Origin of the sequence: Pseudonocardia sp. Ae331_Ps2, assembly GCF_001932405.1 — a bacterium.
GTDB lineage: Bacteria > Actinomycetota > Actinomycetes > Mycobacteriales > Pseudonocardiaceae > Pseudonocardia.
This window is the reverse complement of the sequence record NZ_MCIM01000001.1, coordinates 5,027,345-5,043,147: the sequence shown is the minus strand read 5'-3', so window position 1 is coordinate 5,043,147 and position 15,803 is coordinate 5,027,345. Positions and strand designations below refer to the sequence as shown.

General features: G+C 75.5%; 16 protein-coding genes. 12 read left to right on the top strand and 4 right to left on the bottom strand.

Going from position 1 to position 15,803, the window contains the following annotated elements; all coding sequences use genetic code 11:
* Positions 1 to 100 precede the first annotated feature (100 nt).
* The 4 genes from Ae331Ps2_RS23600 to Ae331Ps2_RS23585 all read left to right on the top strand — a co-directional run bounded on the left by Ae331Ps2_RS23600 (position 101) and on the right by Ae331Ps2_RS23585 (position 3,094).
* Positions 101 to 634: a YbhB/YbcL family Raf kinase inhibitor-like protein gene (locus Ae331Ps2_RS23600; protein ID WP_075306480.1), complete on the top strand. Its 534-nt coding sequence runs from the start codon at positions 101 to 103 to the stop codon at positions 632 to 634.
* An 11-nt stretch (positions 635 to 645) separates the two neighbouring features.
* Complete coding sequence (locus Ae331Ps2_RS23595) at positions 646 to 1,689, top strand: hypothetical protein (protein ID WP_075306481.1); 1,044 nt, start codon at positions 646 to 648, stop codon at positions 1,687 to 1,689.
* A 108-nt stretch (positions 1,690 to 1,797) separates the two neighbouring features.
* Entirely contained in the window at positions 1,798 to 2,262 is a 465-nt protein-coding gene (locus Ae331Ps2_RS23590; protein ID WP_083695901.1) for a nitroreductase/quinone reductase family protein, read from the top strand.
* Between the two features lie 7 nt (positions 2,263 to 2,269).
* Positions 2,270 to 3,094, top strand: coding sequence for an LLM class flavin-dependent oxidoreductase (locus Ae331Ps2_RS23585; protein ID WP_075306483.1), 825 nt, complete (start codon positions 2,270 to 2,272; stop codon positions 3,092 to 3,094).
* Here Ae331Ps2_RS23585 and Ae331Ps2_RS23580 read toward each other — a convergent pair.
* Positions 3,078 to 4,796, bottom strand: coding sequence for a class I adenylate-forming enzyme family protein (locus Ae331Ps2_RS23580; RefSeq protein WP_075306485.1), 1,719 nt, complete (start codon positions 4,794 to 4,796; stop codon positions 3,078 to 3,080). The two genes, Ae331Ps2_RS23585 and Ae331Ps2_RS23580, sit on opposite strands and share 17 nt — an antisense overlap.
* A gap of 144 nt (positions 4,797 to 4,940) precedes the next feature.
* Between Ae331Ps2_RS23580 and Ae331Ps2_RS23575 the strand changes: the two genes are divergently transcribed.
* Positions 4,941 to 6,020 (top strand): AbrB family transcriptional regulator, encoded by a 1,080-nt coding sequence (locus tag Ae331Ps2_RS23575; RefSeq protein WP_075306487.1) that lies wholly within the window; start codon positions 4,941 to 4,943, stop codon positions 6,018 to 6,020.
* A gap of 7 nt (positions 6,021 to 6,027) precedes the next feature.
* On the opposite strand, the gene Ae331Ps2_RS23570 is transcribed toward Ae331Ps2_RS23575, so the two are convergent.
* Complete coding sequence (locus Ae331Ps2_RS23570; RefSeq protein ID WP_075306489.1) at positions 6,028 to 6,909, bottom strand: ABC transporter substrate-binding protein; 882 nt, start codon at positions 6,907 to 6,909, stop codon at positions 6,028 to 6,030.
* A 54-nt stretch (positions 6,910 to 6,963) separates the two neighbouring features.
* Here Ae331Ps2_RS23570 and pgm point away from each other — a divergent pair, with 54 nt between their 5' ends.
* The 3 genes from pgm (at position 6,964) to Ae331Ps2_RS23555 (ending at position 10,139) form a co-directional block, all read left to right on the top strand.
* Positions 6,964 to 8,622, top strand: a complete 1,659-nt coding sequence (pgm, locus tag Ae331Ps2_RS23565) for a phosphoglucomutase (alpha-D-glucose-1,6-bisphosphate-dependent) (RefSeq protein ID WP_075306491.1) — start codon at positions 6,964 to 6,966, stop codon at positions 8,620 to 8,622.
* The gene (ppgK, locus tag Ae331Ps2_RS23560) at positions 8,619 to 9,368 is read left to right on the top strand and encodes a polyphosphate--glucose phosphotransferase (protein ID WP_075306493.1); all 750 of its coding nucleotides are present in this window, start codon (positions 8,619 to 8,621) and stop codon (positions 9,366 to 9,368) included. Before pgm ends, ppgK begins: the two co-directional genes overlap by 4 nt.
* A gap of 159 nt (positions 9,369 to 9,527) precedes the next feature.
* Positions 9,528 to 10,139 (top strand): TetR/AcrR family transcriptional regulator, encoded by a 612-nt coding sequence (locus Ae331Ps2_RS23555; RefSeq protein WP_158071490.1) that lies wholly within the window; start codon positions 9,528 to 9,530, stop codon positions 10,137 to 10,139.
* A 13-nt stretch (positions 10,140 to 10,152) separates the two neighbouring features.
* Here Ae331Ps2_RS23555 and Ae331Ps2_RS23550 read toward each other — a convergent pair whose 3' ends face one another.
* Positions 10,153 to 10,698: a dihydrofolate reductase family protein gene (locus tag Ae331Ps2_RS23550; protein WP_075306496.1), complete on the bottom strand. Its 546-nt coding sequence runs from the start codon at positions 10,696 to 10,698 to the stop codon at positions 10,153 to 10,155.
* 74 nt (positions 10,699 to 10,772) lie between these two features.
* Positions 10,773 to 12,254: a mannitol dehydrogenase family protein gene (locus Ae331Ps2_RS23545; protein ID WP_075306498.1), complete on the bottom strand. Its 1,482-nt coding sequence runs from the start codon at positions 12,252 to 12,254 to the stop codon at positions 10,773 to 10,775.
* A gap of 207 nt (positions 12,255 to 12,461) precedes the next feature.
* Here Ae331Ps2_RS23545 and Ae331Ps2_RS23540 point away from each other — a divergent pair, with 207 nt between their 5' ends.
* The 4 genes from Ae331Ps2_RS23540 (at position 12,462) to Ae331Ps2_RS23525 (ending at position 15,793) form a co-directional block, all read left to right on the top strand.
* A complete protein-coding gene (locus Ae331Ps2_RS23540; protein WP_020626422.1) occupies positions 12,462 to 13,382 on the top strand; it encodes a TetR/AcrR family transcriptional regulator in 921 nt (306 codons plus the stop codon).
* Positions 13,379 to 14,272 carry a 3-keto-5-aminohexanoate cleavage protein gene (locus tag Ae331Ps2_RS23535; protein WP_075306500.1) on the top strand — a complete coding sequence of 298 codons (894 nt, stop codon included), beginning with the start codon at positions 13,379 to 13,381 and terminating at the stop codon, positions 14,270 to 14,272. Before Ae331Ps2_RS23540 ends, Ae331Ps2_RS23535 begins: the two co-directional genes overlap by 4 nt.
* A 61-nt stretch (positions 14,273 to 14,333) precedes the next feature.
* The gene (locus Ae331Ps2_RS23530; protein ID WP_256371357.1) at positions 14,334 to 15,335 is read left to right on the top strand and encodes a 3-hydroxyacyl-CoA dehydrogenase NAD-binding domain-containing protein; all 1,002 of its coding nucleotides are present in this window, start codon (positions 14,334 to 14,336) and stop codon (positions 15,333 to 15,335) included.
* A complete protein-coding gene (locus tag Ae331Ps2_RS23525) occupies positions 15,332 to 15,793 on the top strand; it encodes a thioesterase family protein (protein ID WP_020622745.1) in 462 nt (153 codons plus the stop codon). The genes Ae331Ps2_RS23530 and Ae331Ps2_RS23525 overlap by 4 nt, the downstream gene beginning before the upstream one ends.
* Positions 15,794 to 15,803 lie beyond the last annotated feature (10 nt).

Here is a 15,803-nt window from a genome sequence, read left to right as displayed (position 1 = left end):
ACGGACCGACACCCTGCCCTCCTCGCCGCCGGACGGCAGCCGACGCGCCGTGCCAGGATCACGGCGAGACACCCACCACCGACCCGAGGAGGTCCATCCCGTGCCCCGCAACCCCTACGACGAGCTGCCCCCGGTCCCGTCGTTCACCCTGACCAGCACCGACCTGACCGACGGCACCGCGCTCGCCACCCCCCAGCTGTCGGGGATCTTCGGCGCGGGCGGCGAGGACGTCTCGCCGCAGCTGTCCTGGTCCGGCGCGCCGGAGGGGACCCGGTCCTACGCCGTGACCTGCTACGACCCGGACGCCCCGACCGTCGCCGGGTTCTGGCACTGGGCGGTGTTCAACCTGCCGGCGTCGGTGACATCGCTGCCGTCCGGCGCCGGTGACGACACCGGCTCCGGCCTCCCCGAGGGCGCGGTCCAGCTGCGCAACGACGCGAGCCTGGCCCGCTACCTGGGCGCCGCCCCGCCGCCCGGGCACGGCCCGCACCGGTACTTCTTCGTGGTGCACGCCGTCGACGTGCCCACGCTGGACGTGCCCACCACCGCGACGCCCACGTTCCTCGCCTTCACCCTGTTCAGCCACACCGTCGGCCGTGCCGTCCTGGTCGGGACGCACGCGAACCTGAGCTGAGGCCCGCCGGCGTGGACGCGAACGCGGAGCTGGACCTGCTCTACCGGGTCCCGCCGGAGGACTTCGTGGCCGCGCGCGCCGCCGCCGTCGCCCGGGCCCGCGCCGAGGCCGACACCGACTCCGCCCGGGCGATCGCCGCCGCCCGGCGGCCGACCCGGGCCGCGTGGCTGGCGAACCTGCTGGTCGACGACGCCCGCGACGAGGTCGAGGGGCTCCTGGCGCTGGCCCCGGTGCTCGCCGACGCCCAGCGCTCGCTCGACGGCGCGGCCCTGCGGGAGGTGTCGGCGCAGCGCACCCGGCTGGTCGGTGCGCTGGCCCGGCGGGCCGCGGCCCTCGGCCGCGCCGCGGGGGCCCGGGTGGACCCCGGCCTGGAACGCGACGTGCGGTGGGTCCTGGAGTCGGCGCTGGCCGACCCGGAGCTGGCCGACCGCGTGCGGTCGGGACGGCTGGAGCGCTACGAGCGACACAGCGGCTTCGGCCCGCTCGCGGAGCCGGACTCCGGGCCACCTGCGCCGCGGACCTCGCCGCCGCGCACCCCGCCACCGCCCACCTCGCCACCGCGCACCTCGTCACCGCCCACCTCGACGGACCGCGACGCCGAGCCTGCACCCGGCACCGGGGCTCCCCCGGACACCGCATCCCGACCGGACGGCGACGGGGAGCTGTCCCGGCGCCGGCGCGACGCGCGGCGCCGGGAGGCCGAGCGCCGGGCCGCCGAGGAGCAGCAGCGGCGCGCGGCGCAGCGGCACGCGCGGGCCCTCGCCGAGGCCGAGAAGGCCGTCGAGACCGCCCGGCTGGCCGCCCACGACACCGACCGGGAACGCGAGGACACCCGGGACCGCGCCGCGCAGGCCGCGGGACGCCGCGACGACGCGCACCGCCGCGTGGCGGAGCTGACCGCCGAGCTGGCCCGCGCCCGGGACGAGGCCGAGGACGCCGACCGCGCCCGGGACGAGGCCGAGCGCGCCGCCCGGGACGCGGCGGCCCGGGCCGACCGGGCCGGGGAGGACCTGGCCCGCGCCGAGGAGATCCTGGACGGGCTGCGGTCGGACTGAGGAGGACCCGTCCCTGCCCGGCCGCCACCGGGCACGGCAGCGAGCAGTCCCGCGACCCGTCCGCGGACCCGTGGCATCCTGGCCCGGATCCGACAACGAGGAGCTCCCGTGTCCGACGATCCCCGCCGTCACATCCGTGCCCCCCAGCAGATCAAGGACCACAACGACGACCTGCTCGCCCGGCGCGACCGCGGCGATCTGCCGTTCGAGCTGCCCGTCCTGACCGTCCCCGGCCGGCGCAGCGGCCGGCCTCGGCACACCCCGCTGACGGTGTACGCGACCGGTGGGGAGCGGTTCGTCGTCGGCGGGTTCCCGGGCGCGGACTGGATCGTCAACGTCCGGGCCGCGGGCGGGCACGCCACGCTGAGCACCGGGCACGACGCCGAGCCGGAGCCCGGCGTGCTGGTGGAGGTGCCGCCGGAGCAGGCGCGCACCGTCCTCGAGGCGTGGCCGGAGGTCACCCCGGACGGCGTCGCGATCATGATGGAGAACGGGATCGTCACCGAGCCGACGCCCGAGGCCCTCGGTGCCCTGACCGGCATCTGCCCGGTGTTCCGCATCGACCCGGCCTGAGCGTCCCATGGACGGTCATACGGACGGTCATACGGACATCGGCATCGTCTTCCGGCCCGAGCTGCCCCCCGAGGAGCTGCCGGGCGCAGCCCGTGACGTCGAGGCCGCGGGGCTGGACCAGCTGTGGCTGTGGGAGGACTGCTTCCTGCACGGCGGGACCGCCACCGCCGCCGTCGCGCTGGCCCGCACCGAGGCCCTGACCGTCGGCGTCGGGCTGTTCCCGGTGCCGCTGCGGAACCCGGCGGTCGTCGCCATGGAGATCGCCTCGCTCGCCCGGCTGTTCCCCGGCCGGTACCTGCCGGTCCTCGGGCACGGCGTGCTCGACTGGATGGGCCAGGTCGGCAACCGGGTCACCTCGCCGCTGACCCTGCTCGCCGAGCACACGACCGCGGTGCGGGACCTGCTCGCCGGGCGCGAGGTCACCCGCTCCGGGCGCTACGTCCGGCTGGACCGGGTCCGGCTGGACCACCCGCCGGCGACCGCGGCGCCGGTCCTGGTCGGCGGGCGCGGGCCGCGCACCCTGCGACTGGCCGGGGACCTCGCCGACGGGGTCCTGCTCGACTCGGGTCTGACCCCCGAGGAGGTCCGGTCCTCGCTCGGGTCGTGCGGGCCGGGCGGCGCCGCGGACGGCTTCCGGCGCATCGGCTACGTCGCGCTGCCGGAGGATCCCGCACTCCCGGAGCGGCGGCGGGCGGTCGAGTCGATCGTCGCGACCCACGCCGCGGCCGGGCTGGACACCGTCGTCCTGGTCCCGCCGGCCGGCGCCCCGGACCCGCGGCCCTGGCTGGACGCCGCGTCCGCGGCCCGCAGGACCCTCACCTCGGAGCGGTGAAGCCCGCCCGCAGCTCGCGCTTGCGGATCTTGCCCGTCGCGGTCCTGGGCAGCGGCTCGTCGGTCCACCGCACGTGCGCAGGCGCGGCGAACTCGCCCACCCGCGCGGCGACGGCGGCGCGGACGGCGTCGTCGTCGCGGGCCGCCCCGGGGCGGGCCCGGACCAGCGCGGCGACCTCCTCCCCCAGGCGCGGGTGCGGCACCCCGAGCACCGCCACCTCCAGCACCCCGTCGACGGTGTGGATCGCCGCCTCCACCTGCGCGGAGTACACGTTCTCCCCGCCGCGCAGCACGACGTCCTTGCACCGGTCCACGACGTACACCCAGCCGTCGGTCACGTGCCCCAGGTCGCCGGTGCGGAACCAGCCGTCGACGAACGCCTCGGCATCGGCGTCGGGCCGGTTCCAGTAGCCGCGGACCACGTTCGGGCCGCGGAACCACAGCTCGCCGACCTCGCCGTCGCCCAGCGCCTCCCCGGCCGGGCCCGCGACCCGCAGCTCGGCCCCCGGCGCGGGCCGGCCGACCGAGTCGGGGCGGGCCCGGTACTCGGGCCCGGTGTTCGCGCAGATCGCCGAGGTCGTCTCGGTCAGGCCGTAGCCGTTCGCCGCGCCGGCACCGAGGTCGCGTCCGATCCGGGCGACGAGCTCCGGCGGCACGGGCGCCCCGCCCATGCCGACCGTCCGCAGCGAGGCCAGGTCGGCGGGGTCAGCGCCGTCGAGCAGCTCCGCCGTCGTCGACGGGACACCGTTGGAGCGGGTCAGCCGCTCGGCCCGGACGACCGCCCGCGCCGCGGCCGGGTCCCAGCGGTGCAGGGTCGCGAGCTTCGCCCCGCCGAGCACGGCGCCGACGAGGCCGTTGATCCCGGCGATGTGGAACATCGGGTACATGAGCAGCGTCCCCTGCTGCCCCGGCGGCGGTTCCGTCCCGGCGTCGAGCGCGGTCGCCCGGGCGGTCAGTGCGACGTTGAGCAGGTTCGTCACGTGGTTGCGGTGGGTGCCGACCGCGCCCTTCGGGCGGCCGGTGGTGCCGGAGGTGTAGAGGATCGTCGCGTCGTCGTCGGGGCCGGGCGGGCTGTGGCCGCCCGGGTCACCGGGACCGTCGGTGCGCAGCCCGAGGTCCTCCCACTCGACCACCGGGCCGGGCGCGGGCGCCCCGCCACCGCGGACCCGCACGACGGGTACCCCGACGCCGCGAGCGCTGCTGTCGGTGCCGCTGCCGCACAGGGCGGCGCACCGCTCCGGGTCGGCCACGACCACCCGGGCACCGGAGTCGGCCGCCGCCCAGGCCAGCTCGGGCGCGCTCCACCAGGCGTTCAGCGGCACGACGACCAGTCCCGCGACCTGCGCGGCGAAGAAGACCACCGGCCACTCCGGCAGGTTGCGCATCGCGATCGCGACCCGGTCACCGGGGCGCAGCCCGAACCGCCCGGTGAGCACGCCGGCCAGGTCGGCGACCAGGCTCCGGTGCTCGCCGTAGGTGCGCCGCTCGCCCTGGTACACGGTGAAGGTGCGCTCCGGCCAGGCCGCCGTCGCCGCCCACAGCTCGGCCAGGGTGTGCGGGCCACGCCGGTAGACCCGCATCGCGACGCCCCGCACCTCGGCGTCGACCAGCTCGAACTCCCCGCCGGGTGCGGTCAGCGCCGCGATCACCGGGCCGAGTCCCGTCATCGCCGCTCCGGTGTCGTTCCTCGGGGTGTCTCCCATCGGCGCACCTCCTCGTGCCCGTCCGTCCTACCCCGGCGGCCGCTCCGACGGAAGCGGTGATCGTTCGCTCACGACAACGATCGTGTCCGGACTCACCGCGACTCAGTACGTCCGTACCATTTAGACTCGGGTCGTGATCCCACGGTGAGCTCCCGCCCGTCGCTGTCCGGATGGTGGCGCTGGCCGTTGCTCGCCGCCCTCACCGTGCTGGTGACCGCCGGGCTCGCCACGGTCGACGTGCCCTCCCCCGCCCTGTTCGCCGGGCTGCTGGTCGCGACCGTGCTCGCGCTGTCCGGGCTCGGCCCCACCCGGGTCGCCCGCCCGGCGACGTCGGCCGCCCAGGCGGTGATCGGTGTCGTCATCGGCCTGCTCGCCCGGCCGGACACCCTGGCGGCGGTGGCCGCGGAGTGGCTGCCGGTCCTGCTGATCAGCCTCGCGACGCTGCTGCTCAGCATGGGGTCCGGGCTGCTGATGGGGCTGCAGCGCGGGGTCACCCCGCTCACCGGGATGCTCGCGCAGACCGCGGGCGGCGCGTCCGGGCTGGTCGCGATCAGCCGCGAGCTCGGCGGCGACGAGCGCACCGTCGCCGTCATCCAGTACCTGCGGGTCGGTCTGGTCACCGCGACGATGCCGGTGGTCGCCGCGTTCGTCTACGGCGCCTCGCCCGGTGCCCCGGCCGCCGCGGGCACGGGCCCCGGCGCGCCGTGGTGGGTCGGGCTCGCGGCGACCGCGGTGTGCGTGGGCGTCGGCGTCCCGCTGGGGAAGGTCGCGCGGGTCCCCGCCGGGGCGCTGCTCGGGCCGATGGTGGTGGCGCTGGTGATCAGCCTGGCCGGGTTCTCCCTCGACGCGTCGGTGCCGCTCCCGATCGTCGACGTCGCCTACGCCGTCATCGGCTGGCAGGCCGGGCTGCGCTTCACCCGGGCCGCGCTCGGCACCGTCGCGCGGGTGCTGCCGCTGGCGACCGTCCTGATCCTGGGCGTCGTCGCGCTGTGCGCCCTGCTGGGGCTGCTGCTGTCCTCCCTCACCGGCATGACCCCGCTGGAGGGATACCTCGCGACCACCCCGGGCGGGATCTACGCGGTGCTGGCGACGGCGATCTCGTCCGGAGTGGACGTCACCTCGGTGGTCGCGGTGCAGGTGCTGCGGGTGATCCTGATGCTGCTCGTCGCACCGTGGACCGCGCGGATGGTCGGGCGGCGCCTGGGCCCGGGCACCAGGGAGTGAGGGCCGCTCAGCGGACCCGCGCGACCCGTCCCGGCGGCGGCGCCGGGACCGCGCCGGGGTGCAGCAGGGCCGCGACCGCCTCCACCCCGTCGACCAGGCGCGGACCGGCCCGCACGACGTAGGACGCCGAGTCGATCGCGTGCACCGGGACCCCCGCGGGCAGCCACGGCAGCGCCGCGCGGGCCTGGGCGAGCGCGTCGTCGAGCCCGAAGCCGCAGGGCGCGACAAGCACGGCGTCGCACGGAGGCAGGTCGGCCCGGTCGACCGCGGTGCTGCGCCCACCCGGGGCGGCGGCCACCGGGACACCGCCCGCCGCGGTGACCAGGTCGGGCACCCAGTGCCCCGGCAGGAACGGCGGGTCGGTCCACTCCAGCACCAGCACCCGCGGTGCCGGGCGGCCCCGCACCGCGGCGGCCACCGCGTCCAGGCGCGCCGACAGGCCCGCGACCAGCTCGGCGGCCCGGTCCGGCACCCCGGCCGCGGTGCCGACCGCGGTCACCACGTCGAGCACGTCGGCCAGCCGGTGCGGGTCCAGCGACAGCACCCGGGCCCGGGTACCCAGCTCGGCCTGCACCTGCGCGACGGTCGAGCCGGGTAGCGCGCACACCGCGCACAGGTCCTGGGTGAGGATCAGCTCCGGGTCGGCGGCGGCGAGGCGGGCGCGGTCCACCTCGTACAGCGGCAGCCCGGCCGCGGCCCGCTCGCGGACGACGGCGTCGATCTCCCCCGGCGACGCGACGGTCGGCAGCGCGGTGTCCACGACCACCGGCACCCGGCCCCGCACCCCCGCCGGGTCGTCGCACTCGAAGGTGACGCCGACCAGGTCGGCGGCCAGGCCGAGCCGCCCGGCGATCTCGGTGCCGGCCGGGAGCAGCGACGCGATCCGCACACCGCGCAACGGTAGGCGGTGGCGTGCGCCGCGACGAGAGGGAAGGATCGCCGCATGACCGTGCACGAGCGCGCCGGGACCCCGGCCCGCCCCGAGGACCTCGTCGACGTCGACGCGCTGCTGGCCGCGTACGCCACGACCCACCCCGACCCGTCGGTCGACGTGCAGCGGGTCGCGTTCGGCACGTCCGGGCACCGCGGGTCGGCGTTCACCGCGACCTTCAACGACGACCACATCGCCGCCACCAGCCAGGCGATCGTCGAGTACCGGGCCGCCCAGGGCACCGACGGCCCGCTGTTCCTCGGCCGCGACAGCCACGCGCTGTCCGAGCCCGCCTGGCGCACCGCGGCCGAGGTGTTCGCGGCCAACGACGTCGACGTCGTCGTCGACTCCCGGGACGGGCTGACCCCGACCCCCGCGATCTCGCACGCGATCCTGGTCACCAATGCCGGGCGCGACGGCCGGCACCTGGCCGACGGCGTCGTCGTCACGCCCTCGCACAACCCGCCCGCCGACGGCGGCTTCAAGTACAACCCGCCCGACGGCGGCCCCGCGGGCACCGAGGCGACGACCTGGATCGCCGACCGGGCCAACCAGCTGCTGGAGAACGGCCTGAAGGAGGTGCGCCGCGCCGCCCGGTTCGACGCCGCGGCCGCGCACCGCTACGACTACCTCGGCACCTACGTCGACCAGCTCGACCAGGTCCTCGACATGGCCGCGATCCGCGACGCCGGGGTCACCATCGGCGCCGACCCGCTCGGCGGCGCCTCGGTCGACTACTGGGGCGCGATCGCGCAGCGCTGGGGCCTGGACCTCACCGTGGTCAACCCGGCCGTCGACCCGACGTTCGGGTTCATGGCCCTGGACTGGGACGGGAAGATCCGGATGGACTGCAGCTCGCCGTACGCGATGGCGTCGCTGCGGGCCCGGATGGAATCCGATCCGGCTCCCTTCACCATCGCCACCGGCAACGACGCCGACGCCGACCGGCACGGCATCGTCACCGCCGACGGCGGCCTGATGAACCCCAACCACTACCTCGCCGTGGCCATCGGCTACCTGTTCGCCCACCGCCCCGGCTGGCCCGCCGCCGCCGGGATCGGCAAGACCGCGGTCAGCTCGTCGATGATCGACCGGGTCGCCGGTGACCTCGGCCGGACGCTGGTCGAGGTGCCCGTCGGGTTCAAGTGGTTCGTGCCCGGCCTGCGCTCGGGCGAGATCGGCTTCGGCGGCGAGGAGAGCGCGGGCGCGTCGTTCCTGCGCCGGGACGGCTCGCCCTGGAGCACCGACAAGGACGGCCTGCTGCTCGCCCTGCTCGCCTCGGAGATCACCGCGGTCACCGGCTCGACCCCCAGCGAGCACTACGCCCGGCTGACCGAGCGGTTCGGCGCCCCCGCCTACGCCCGCACCGACGTCGCCTGCTCGCGGGAGGACAAGGCGGCGCTGTCGAAGCTGGACGCCGGCGCCGTCACCGCCACCGAGCTCGCCGGGGACGCGATCACCGCGAAGCTCACCCGCGCCCCGGGCAACGACGCCGCGATCGGCGGGCTGAAGGTCCTCACCGACACCGGCTGGTTCGCCGCCCGTCCCTCGGGCACCGAGGACGTCTACAAGGTCTACGCCGAGAGCTTCCGCGGGCCGGAGCACCTGGCACGCATCCAGGACGAGGCGCGCGGCGTCGTCTCGGCGGCCCTGGCAGGATCGGGCGCGTGAGCAGCAAGCACGCACTCGGGTTCGGCATCGACATCGGCGGCTCCGGCATCAAGGGCGCCCCGGTGGACCTGCACAAGGGCCGGCTGGCCGCGGAGCGGGTGCGGATCCCGACGCCGCAGCCGTCGACACCGGAGGCGGTCGCGGAGACCGTCACGCAGATCCTCGACGAGTTCGACTGGCGTCACTCCTTCGGCTGCACGTTCCCGGCGGTCGTCACGCACGGGGTGACCCGCACCGCCGCCAACGTGGACCGGGCCTGGGTCGACTGCGACGCGGCCGCGGTGCTGCGCCGGGTCACCGGCCGGCACGCGGTGCTGGTCAACGACGCCGACGCCGCGGGCGTCGCCGAGGCCGAGTTCGGCGCGGCCGCCGACCACCACCACGGGCTGGTGCTCGTCGTGACCCTCGGGACCGGCATCGGGTCGGCGCTGGTCAACCACGGGAAGCTGGTGCCCAACACCGAACTCGGGCACCTGGAACTCGACGGGTTCGACGCCGAGTCGCGCGCCGCCGACTCCGCCCGCGAGCGCGAGGACCTGGACTGGGAGCAGTGGGGCGGGCGGCTGCAGCGCTACTTCACCCACGTCGAGAACCTGCTGTGGCCGGACCTGATCGTCGTCGGCGGCGGGGTCAGCAAGAAGTTCGAGAAGTGGTCGCCCTACGTGCGGACCCGCACGAAGCTCGTCCCGGCCGGGCTGCTCAACGAGGCCGGGATCATCGGGGCAGCGCTGCTGGCGCACGGCTGACCCTCGTCCGGTGCCGGATTGCGTCGTGCAGTAGTTTGCGGTGCTCACGATCCTGCGAGCACACTGCAGTGACTGCACGACTGCACTCCCCGCTCGGGTCGAGGGTGCGAGCCGCGCGCCGGGACCAGCGGGAGAGGCGGGACGGGCATGATCGGCGACATGCTGACCGACCAGGAGGCACGCTGCCACGGGCTGCGGGAGCGCAAGAAGGTGCGGACCCGCCAGGCGCTGCGCGCCGCGGCACTGGAACGCGCCCGCACCCAGGGCCCGGACGCGTTCACCGTGGAGGAGATCTGCGCCGACGTCGACGTCGCGCCGCGCACGTTCTTCAACCACTTCCCGTCGAAGGACGCGGTGCTGTTCGACTGGGACGCCGCCTCCCTCGCCGAGCTCGCCACCGAGGTCCGCGCCCGGCCCGAGTCGTCCCCGCTCGGGGCCGCGACGGCGGTGCTCGCCGAGGTCGCCGAGGCGCTGACGACCAGCCCGACCTGGCACGGCCAGATGGAGCTGCTGCGCACCCACCCCGAGCTGCGCCCACGGATCGCCCACGTCGGACGGACCGTGGAGCAGACCGTCGCCGACGCGCTCGCCGAGCGCGACGGCACCGACACCCCCACCACGGCCCACCGGCTCGCCGCGGCCGCCGCGATGGCGATCATGCAGGTCGCCGTCGCCGGCTGGCTGGCCGCCCCGGAGGGCCCGGCGGCCCGCCAGGTCTACGGCGACGTGCTGGCGGCCGCCCGGGAGTCCTTCGCGGCGCTGCCGGACTGAACGCGCCCCCGGCTCAGGCCGCCGGCGGCCCGTAGGTCAGCCGGACCACGCCGTTCTCGTAGGCCTCCGACTCGCGCAGCCGCAACGGCGCCCGGACGCCCTCGGCGAACAGCCGCAGCCCGGCCCCGAGCGACACCGGGTAGACGAACAGGTTGAGCGTGTCGACCAGGCCGTCGGCGAGCAACGCACGGACCAGGGTGACGCTGCCGGAGACGTAGATGCCGCCGCCGGTCGCGTCCTTGAGCTGCTGGATCCGCACCGGGTCGTACGGGCCGAGCACCCGGGCGTTCTCCCACTCCAGCGGGTCGGCCAGGGTCGAGGTGACGACGTGCTTGGGCGCGCCGTTGAAGAACGCCCCGCCGGACTCGACGTCGTGGCCGCGGGCCGACCAGGCCGGGTGGAACATCTCGTAGGTGGTGCGGCCGAGCAGGATCGCCGCGTCGGTCAGCCGGCCGATCGCCTCCCCCATCGCGTCGGGGAAGCCGTACTCGGCCGTCCACGACGGGTCGGACACGACCCCGTCGAGGCTGATGAACTCGTGCACGTCGATGGTGCCCACTGTGGTCTCCCGGGGTCCGGTACGGAGGTGTCGGGGGTAGGACCGCGGCCCGGCCCCGAGCTCATCGGCTCGACTCAGGCCAGGTCCGCGACGGTGGACGCCGCGCCGCGTGACCACAGCGACTCCAGCGCGGCCCGGAACGCGCCCGCGAACCGCTCGTCGGAGCCGAGGTCGCCGAACACCCCGCGGTGGGACAGGAACGACCCCGGGGTGTCCCGTTCGGCGCGGGCCAGCGCGGTCATCTCCTCGGCGAGACGGTCCTGCTGGGGGATCTCGCGGCCCTGCTCGTCGGTGCCCTCGGCGTAGCGGCACCACCCGGCGACGACGGCCGCCGCCCGCGCGACCGGCCCGCCCGCGGCCAGCTGCTCGCGCACCACCGGCAACAGGAAGATCGAGATCCGGTCGGAGCTGCCGTAGTTGATCCGCATCAGCGTGTCGGCGCCACCCGGGTTCGCGAAGCGTTCCAGCAGGGTGTCCTTGTAGGCGTCGAGGTCGATGCCGGGCACCGGGCGCAGCGTCGGGGTGGCCTCGTCGTCCATGTAGGACCGCAGGAACGCCGCGAACGTCGGGTCCTGGGCGACCTCGTGCACGTAGCGGTGCCCGGCGAGGTAGCCGAGGTAGCCGAGCGCCTGGTGGGTGGCGTTGAGCAGGCGCAGCTTCATGAACTCGTAGGGGACGACGTCGTCGACGAGCTGGACCCCGACCCGCTCGAACTCCGGGCGGCCCGCGGCGAAGTGGTCCTCGAGCACCCACTGGGTGAACGGCTCGCACACGACCGGCCAGCCGTCGCGCAGCTCGAAGCGCTCGGCGAGGGCCTCGCGGTCGGTGTCGGCGGTGGCCGGGGTGATCCGGTCGACCATCGAGTTCGGGAAGGTGACCGACTCCGCGACCCAGGCGCCCAGCCCGGCGTCGCGGAGCTGGGCGACACCGGTGAACACCCGGCGGGCGACGTCGCCGTTGCCCTGCATGTTGTCGCAGCTCATGACCGTGAGCGGGCCGGTGCCGCGCTCCCGGCGACGCGCCAGCGCCTCGACGACCAGCCCGAACGCCCCGGTCGGGGCGGAGCCGGCGGCCATCGCGTCCAGGTCGGCGCGAATGCCGGGGAAGTCCGGGTCGAACTCGCCGGTCTTCTGGTCGATCGCGTAGCCGCCCTCGGTGATCGTCAGCGAGACGATCCGGGTGTCGGGGTGGGCGATCCGCTCGATGACGGCGTCGGGGTCGTCGGGGGCGTAGAGGTAGTCGACCAGCGACCCGACCACCCGGGGCGTCAGCGTCCCGTCGGCCTCCTTCAGCACGAGCGTGTACAGCCCGTCCTGGGCGGCCAGCACGTCACGCATCCGGTCGTCGGCGGTGAGCACGCCGACCCCGCAGATCCCCCACTCCGGCGCCCCGCCGGAGGCGAGCAACGCGTCGACGTACATCGCGAGGTGCGCGCGGTGGAACCCACCGACGCCGATGTGGACGATCCCGCGCCCCACGGCGGCCCGGTCGTAGCCGGGGACCTCCACGCCCTCGATCCCGTCGGCCCAGATCCCGGTCTCGTCCAGCGAACGCATGGTCCCCCTTGCCACGTCCCCCGCGCCCCACGGCGCCGTCGGGTGAGACGCCGACCCTACCGCTCGCACCGTGCCGCGCAAGCGCTTCCGCGAGAAGCCCCGCGAACTGGTCCTGCAACCGGTAACGCCTACGAAACAACGTCGTACGCTGCGACGATCAGAGATCAGTACTTGCGCATATCGCAAGTCAGGGCCTACGGTCGCCCGGTGACCGACCCCCGTACCACCCGGACCGCCGAGGACGCGGTCGCCGGACGGGTGCGCGCCCTGCTCGAGCGCGACGGCTGGACCCAGCGCCGGTTCGCGGCCGCGATCGGGCTGGAGGAGACCAAGCTGTCGAAGTCCCTCGCCGGACGTCGCCGCTTCGCCGCCGACGAGCTCGTCCGCATCGCCGAGGTCACCGGCGAGACGGTCGCGCGGCTGCTGCACGGCCGCGACGGCGCCCGGGCCAGGACCGCGGTCCCCACCGGGGCCGCCGCCGCGGCGGCCGAGCCCGACACCGGACGCGAGCCCGGCGGGGCCCACGGCACCCGTGGCCGGATCCTCGACGCGGCCTGGGAGCTGATCGCCGACCACGGTTACCACCGGGTCCGCACCGCCGACGTCGCGCGGGCGGCGGGGACCAGCCCGGCGGCGATCCACTACCACTTCCCCACCCGCTCGGAGCTGCTCGACTCCGCGCTGCGGCACAACGTGCGCCTCGCCTTCGACCGCCAGGTCGCCGAGCTCGACACGATCGCCCACCCGCACGAGCGGCTGCTGCGGCTGATCGACCTGCAGCTCCCCGACGGCGCCCTGCTGCGCCGCGAGTGGTCGATCTGGATCCAGGTGTGGGCGGAGTCGGCGATCGACCCGGCCCGGCGCGCGCTGTACTGGGACGCCTACGACCGCTGGTACCGCAGCATCGCCATGACGATCGCCGAGGGCGCCGCGGCCGGGGTGTTCGTGTCCGGCCGCACCGAGGCCCTGGCCGACCAGCTCACCGCGCTGATCGACGGGCTCGGCATCCAGGTGCTGGCGATGACCCCACGGGCCGGGACCGACCGGATGCGCGCCCTGCTGCACGACTTCATCGACCGGGCCGTGCTCGCGGCGCCGGCAGGCACGGAACGAACGGAGATCGGATGAACCGTGACGTCATCATCACCTGCGCGGTGACCGGGGCCGGCGACACGGTGGGCCGCAGCCCGCACGTGCCCGTCACCCCGGCCGCGATCGCCGCGGACGCGATCGCCGCGGCCCGGGCCGGGGCCGCCGTGGTGCACATCCACGTGCGCGACCCGGAGACCGGGAGCCCGTCGCGGGCGGTGGAGCTCTACCGCGAGACCGTGACCCGCATCCGGGACTCCGGCGTCGACGTCGCGCTGAACCTGACCGCCGGCATGGGCGGCGACCTGGTGATCGACGCCGACGACCCGCTCAAGCCGATCGACGGCACGGACCTCGTCAACGCCCTGGAGCGGCTCCCGCACGTCGAGGAGCTGCTGCCCGACATCTGCACGCTGGACTGCGGCTCGCTGAACTTCGGGGAGGGCAACCAGCTCTACGTCTCCACCCCGGACATGCTGCGCACCGGGGCCAGGCGGGTGCAGGAGCTCGGGGTGAAGCCCGAGCTGGAGATCTTCGACACCGGACAGCTGTGGTTCGCCACCGTCCTGGTCGAGGAGGGTCTGATCGACGCCCCGGCGCTGTTCCAGCTGTGCATGGGCATCCCCTACGGCGCCCCGGCCGACCCGGGTGTGCTGGCGGCGGAGGTGAACCTGCTGCCCGAGGGCGCCAACTTCGCGTCGTTCGCGATCGGGCGCGACCAGCTGCCGTGGGTGGCGCAGTCGGTGCTGGCCGGCGGGCACGCCCGCGTCGGGCTGGAGGACAACCTCTACCTCTCCCGCGGGGTGAAGGCGACCAACGAGCAGCTGACCGAGCGCGCGGTGGAGATCGTGCAGAACCTCGGCGCGAGCGTCGCGACGCCGGACCGCGCCCGCGCGATCCTCGGCCTGAAGGAGCGCGCCGGTGTCTGAGCCCGAGACAGAGTCCGTGTCCGTCACCGAGTCCGAGCCCGACCTCCGGCCCGTCTCCGCGATCCGGACCGTCGCCTGCATCGGCGCCGGAGTGATCGGCGCGGGCTGGGCGGCGTACTTCCTGGCCCGCGGGCTGCGGGTCCGGGCCTGGGACCCCGCCCCGGACGCCGAGGAGACGCTGCGCCGCGTGGTCGACGCCGCCTGGCCGGCGCTCACCGAGCTGGGGCTGGCCGAGGGCGCCGACCGGGACGCGCTGACGATGTTCCCGACCGCGGCCGAGGCCGTCGCGGGCGCGGACTTCGTGCAGGAGAGCGCCCCGGAGGACCTGACGCTCAAGCGCTCCCTGCTGGCCGAGCTGGCCGACGCCGCGGTGGCGGCCGGTCCGGACGTGGTGGTGGCGTCGTCGACCTCGGGGTTCCCGATGACCGACATGGCGACGACCGCGGCGCACCCGGACCGGCTCGTCGTCGGGCACCCGTTCAACCCGCCCTACCTGATCCCGCTGGTCGAGGTCGTCGGCGGGGAGCGGACCGCGGCCTGGGCGGCGTCGCGGGCCGCGGACTTCTACCGGCACATCGGCAAGTCGGTGATCGAGATGGAACGGGAGCTGCCCGGCTTCATCGCGAACCGCCTGCAGGAGGCGATCTGGCGCGAGGCGCTGCACATGGTCGCCGCGGGCGAGGCCACCCCCGAGGAGATCGACCGCTCGATCACCGACGGCCCGGGGCTGCGCTGGCCGGTGCACGGGCCCTGCCTGACCTTCCACCTGGCCGGGGGCCGGGGCGGGATGGCGCACATGCTGGACCACTTCGGACCGTCGCTGAAGGCGCCGTGGACACGCCTGGAGGCCCCGGAGCTCACCCGGGAGCTGCGCGACGACATGGTCGCCGGCGCCGAGGTCTCCGCGGGTGGGCGACCGATGGCCGAGCTGGTGGCCGAGCGCGACCGGGCGGTGATCGCGGTCCGCCGGGCCGTGGCCGCGGCCCGGCAGACCACTGTGCAGACCACCGGGCAGACCACCGGGCAGACCGCCGGGCAGACCGCCGGGGAGACCGCCCGGTGAGCGCGCTGCCGGCGCACCGCGACGTCGTCCGCCCCGAGTGGATCGACTACAACGGCCACCTGTCCGAGCCCTACTACGTGCTGGTGTTCGGCGACGCGACGACGGCGCTGATGGAACACACCGGGATGGACGCCGGCTACCGGGACACGACCGGCTGCTCGCTCTACACCGTCGAGGCGCACGTGCGGTACCTGCGCGAGATCGGCGCGGACGCGGAGCTGGAGGTCACGACCCGGGTGCTCGGCCGCGACGCGAAACGGCTGCGGCTCTGGCACGAGCTGCGCACCGCGGGCCGGCTCTGTGCCACCGAGGAGCTGATGTGTCTGCACGTCGGCCCGGGCGGCACCGCGCCGTTCCCGGACGGCGTCGCCGCCGACCTCGACGCGCTGGTCACCGGCGACCCCGTACCCGAGCACGCCGGACGTGCGGTGCAGGAGGTGACCCGGCCCCCGACCTGACCCGCGACCG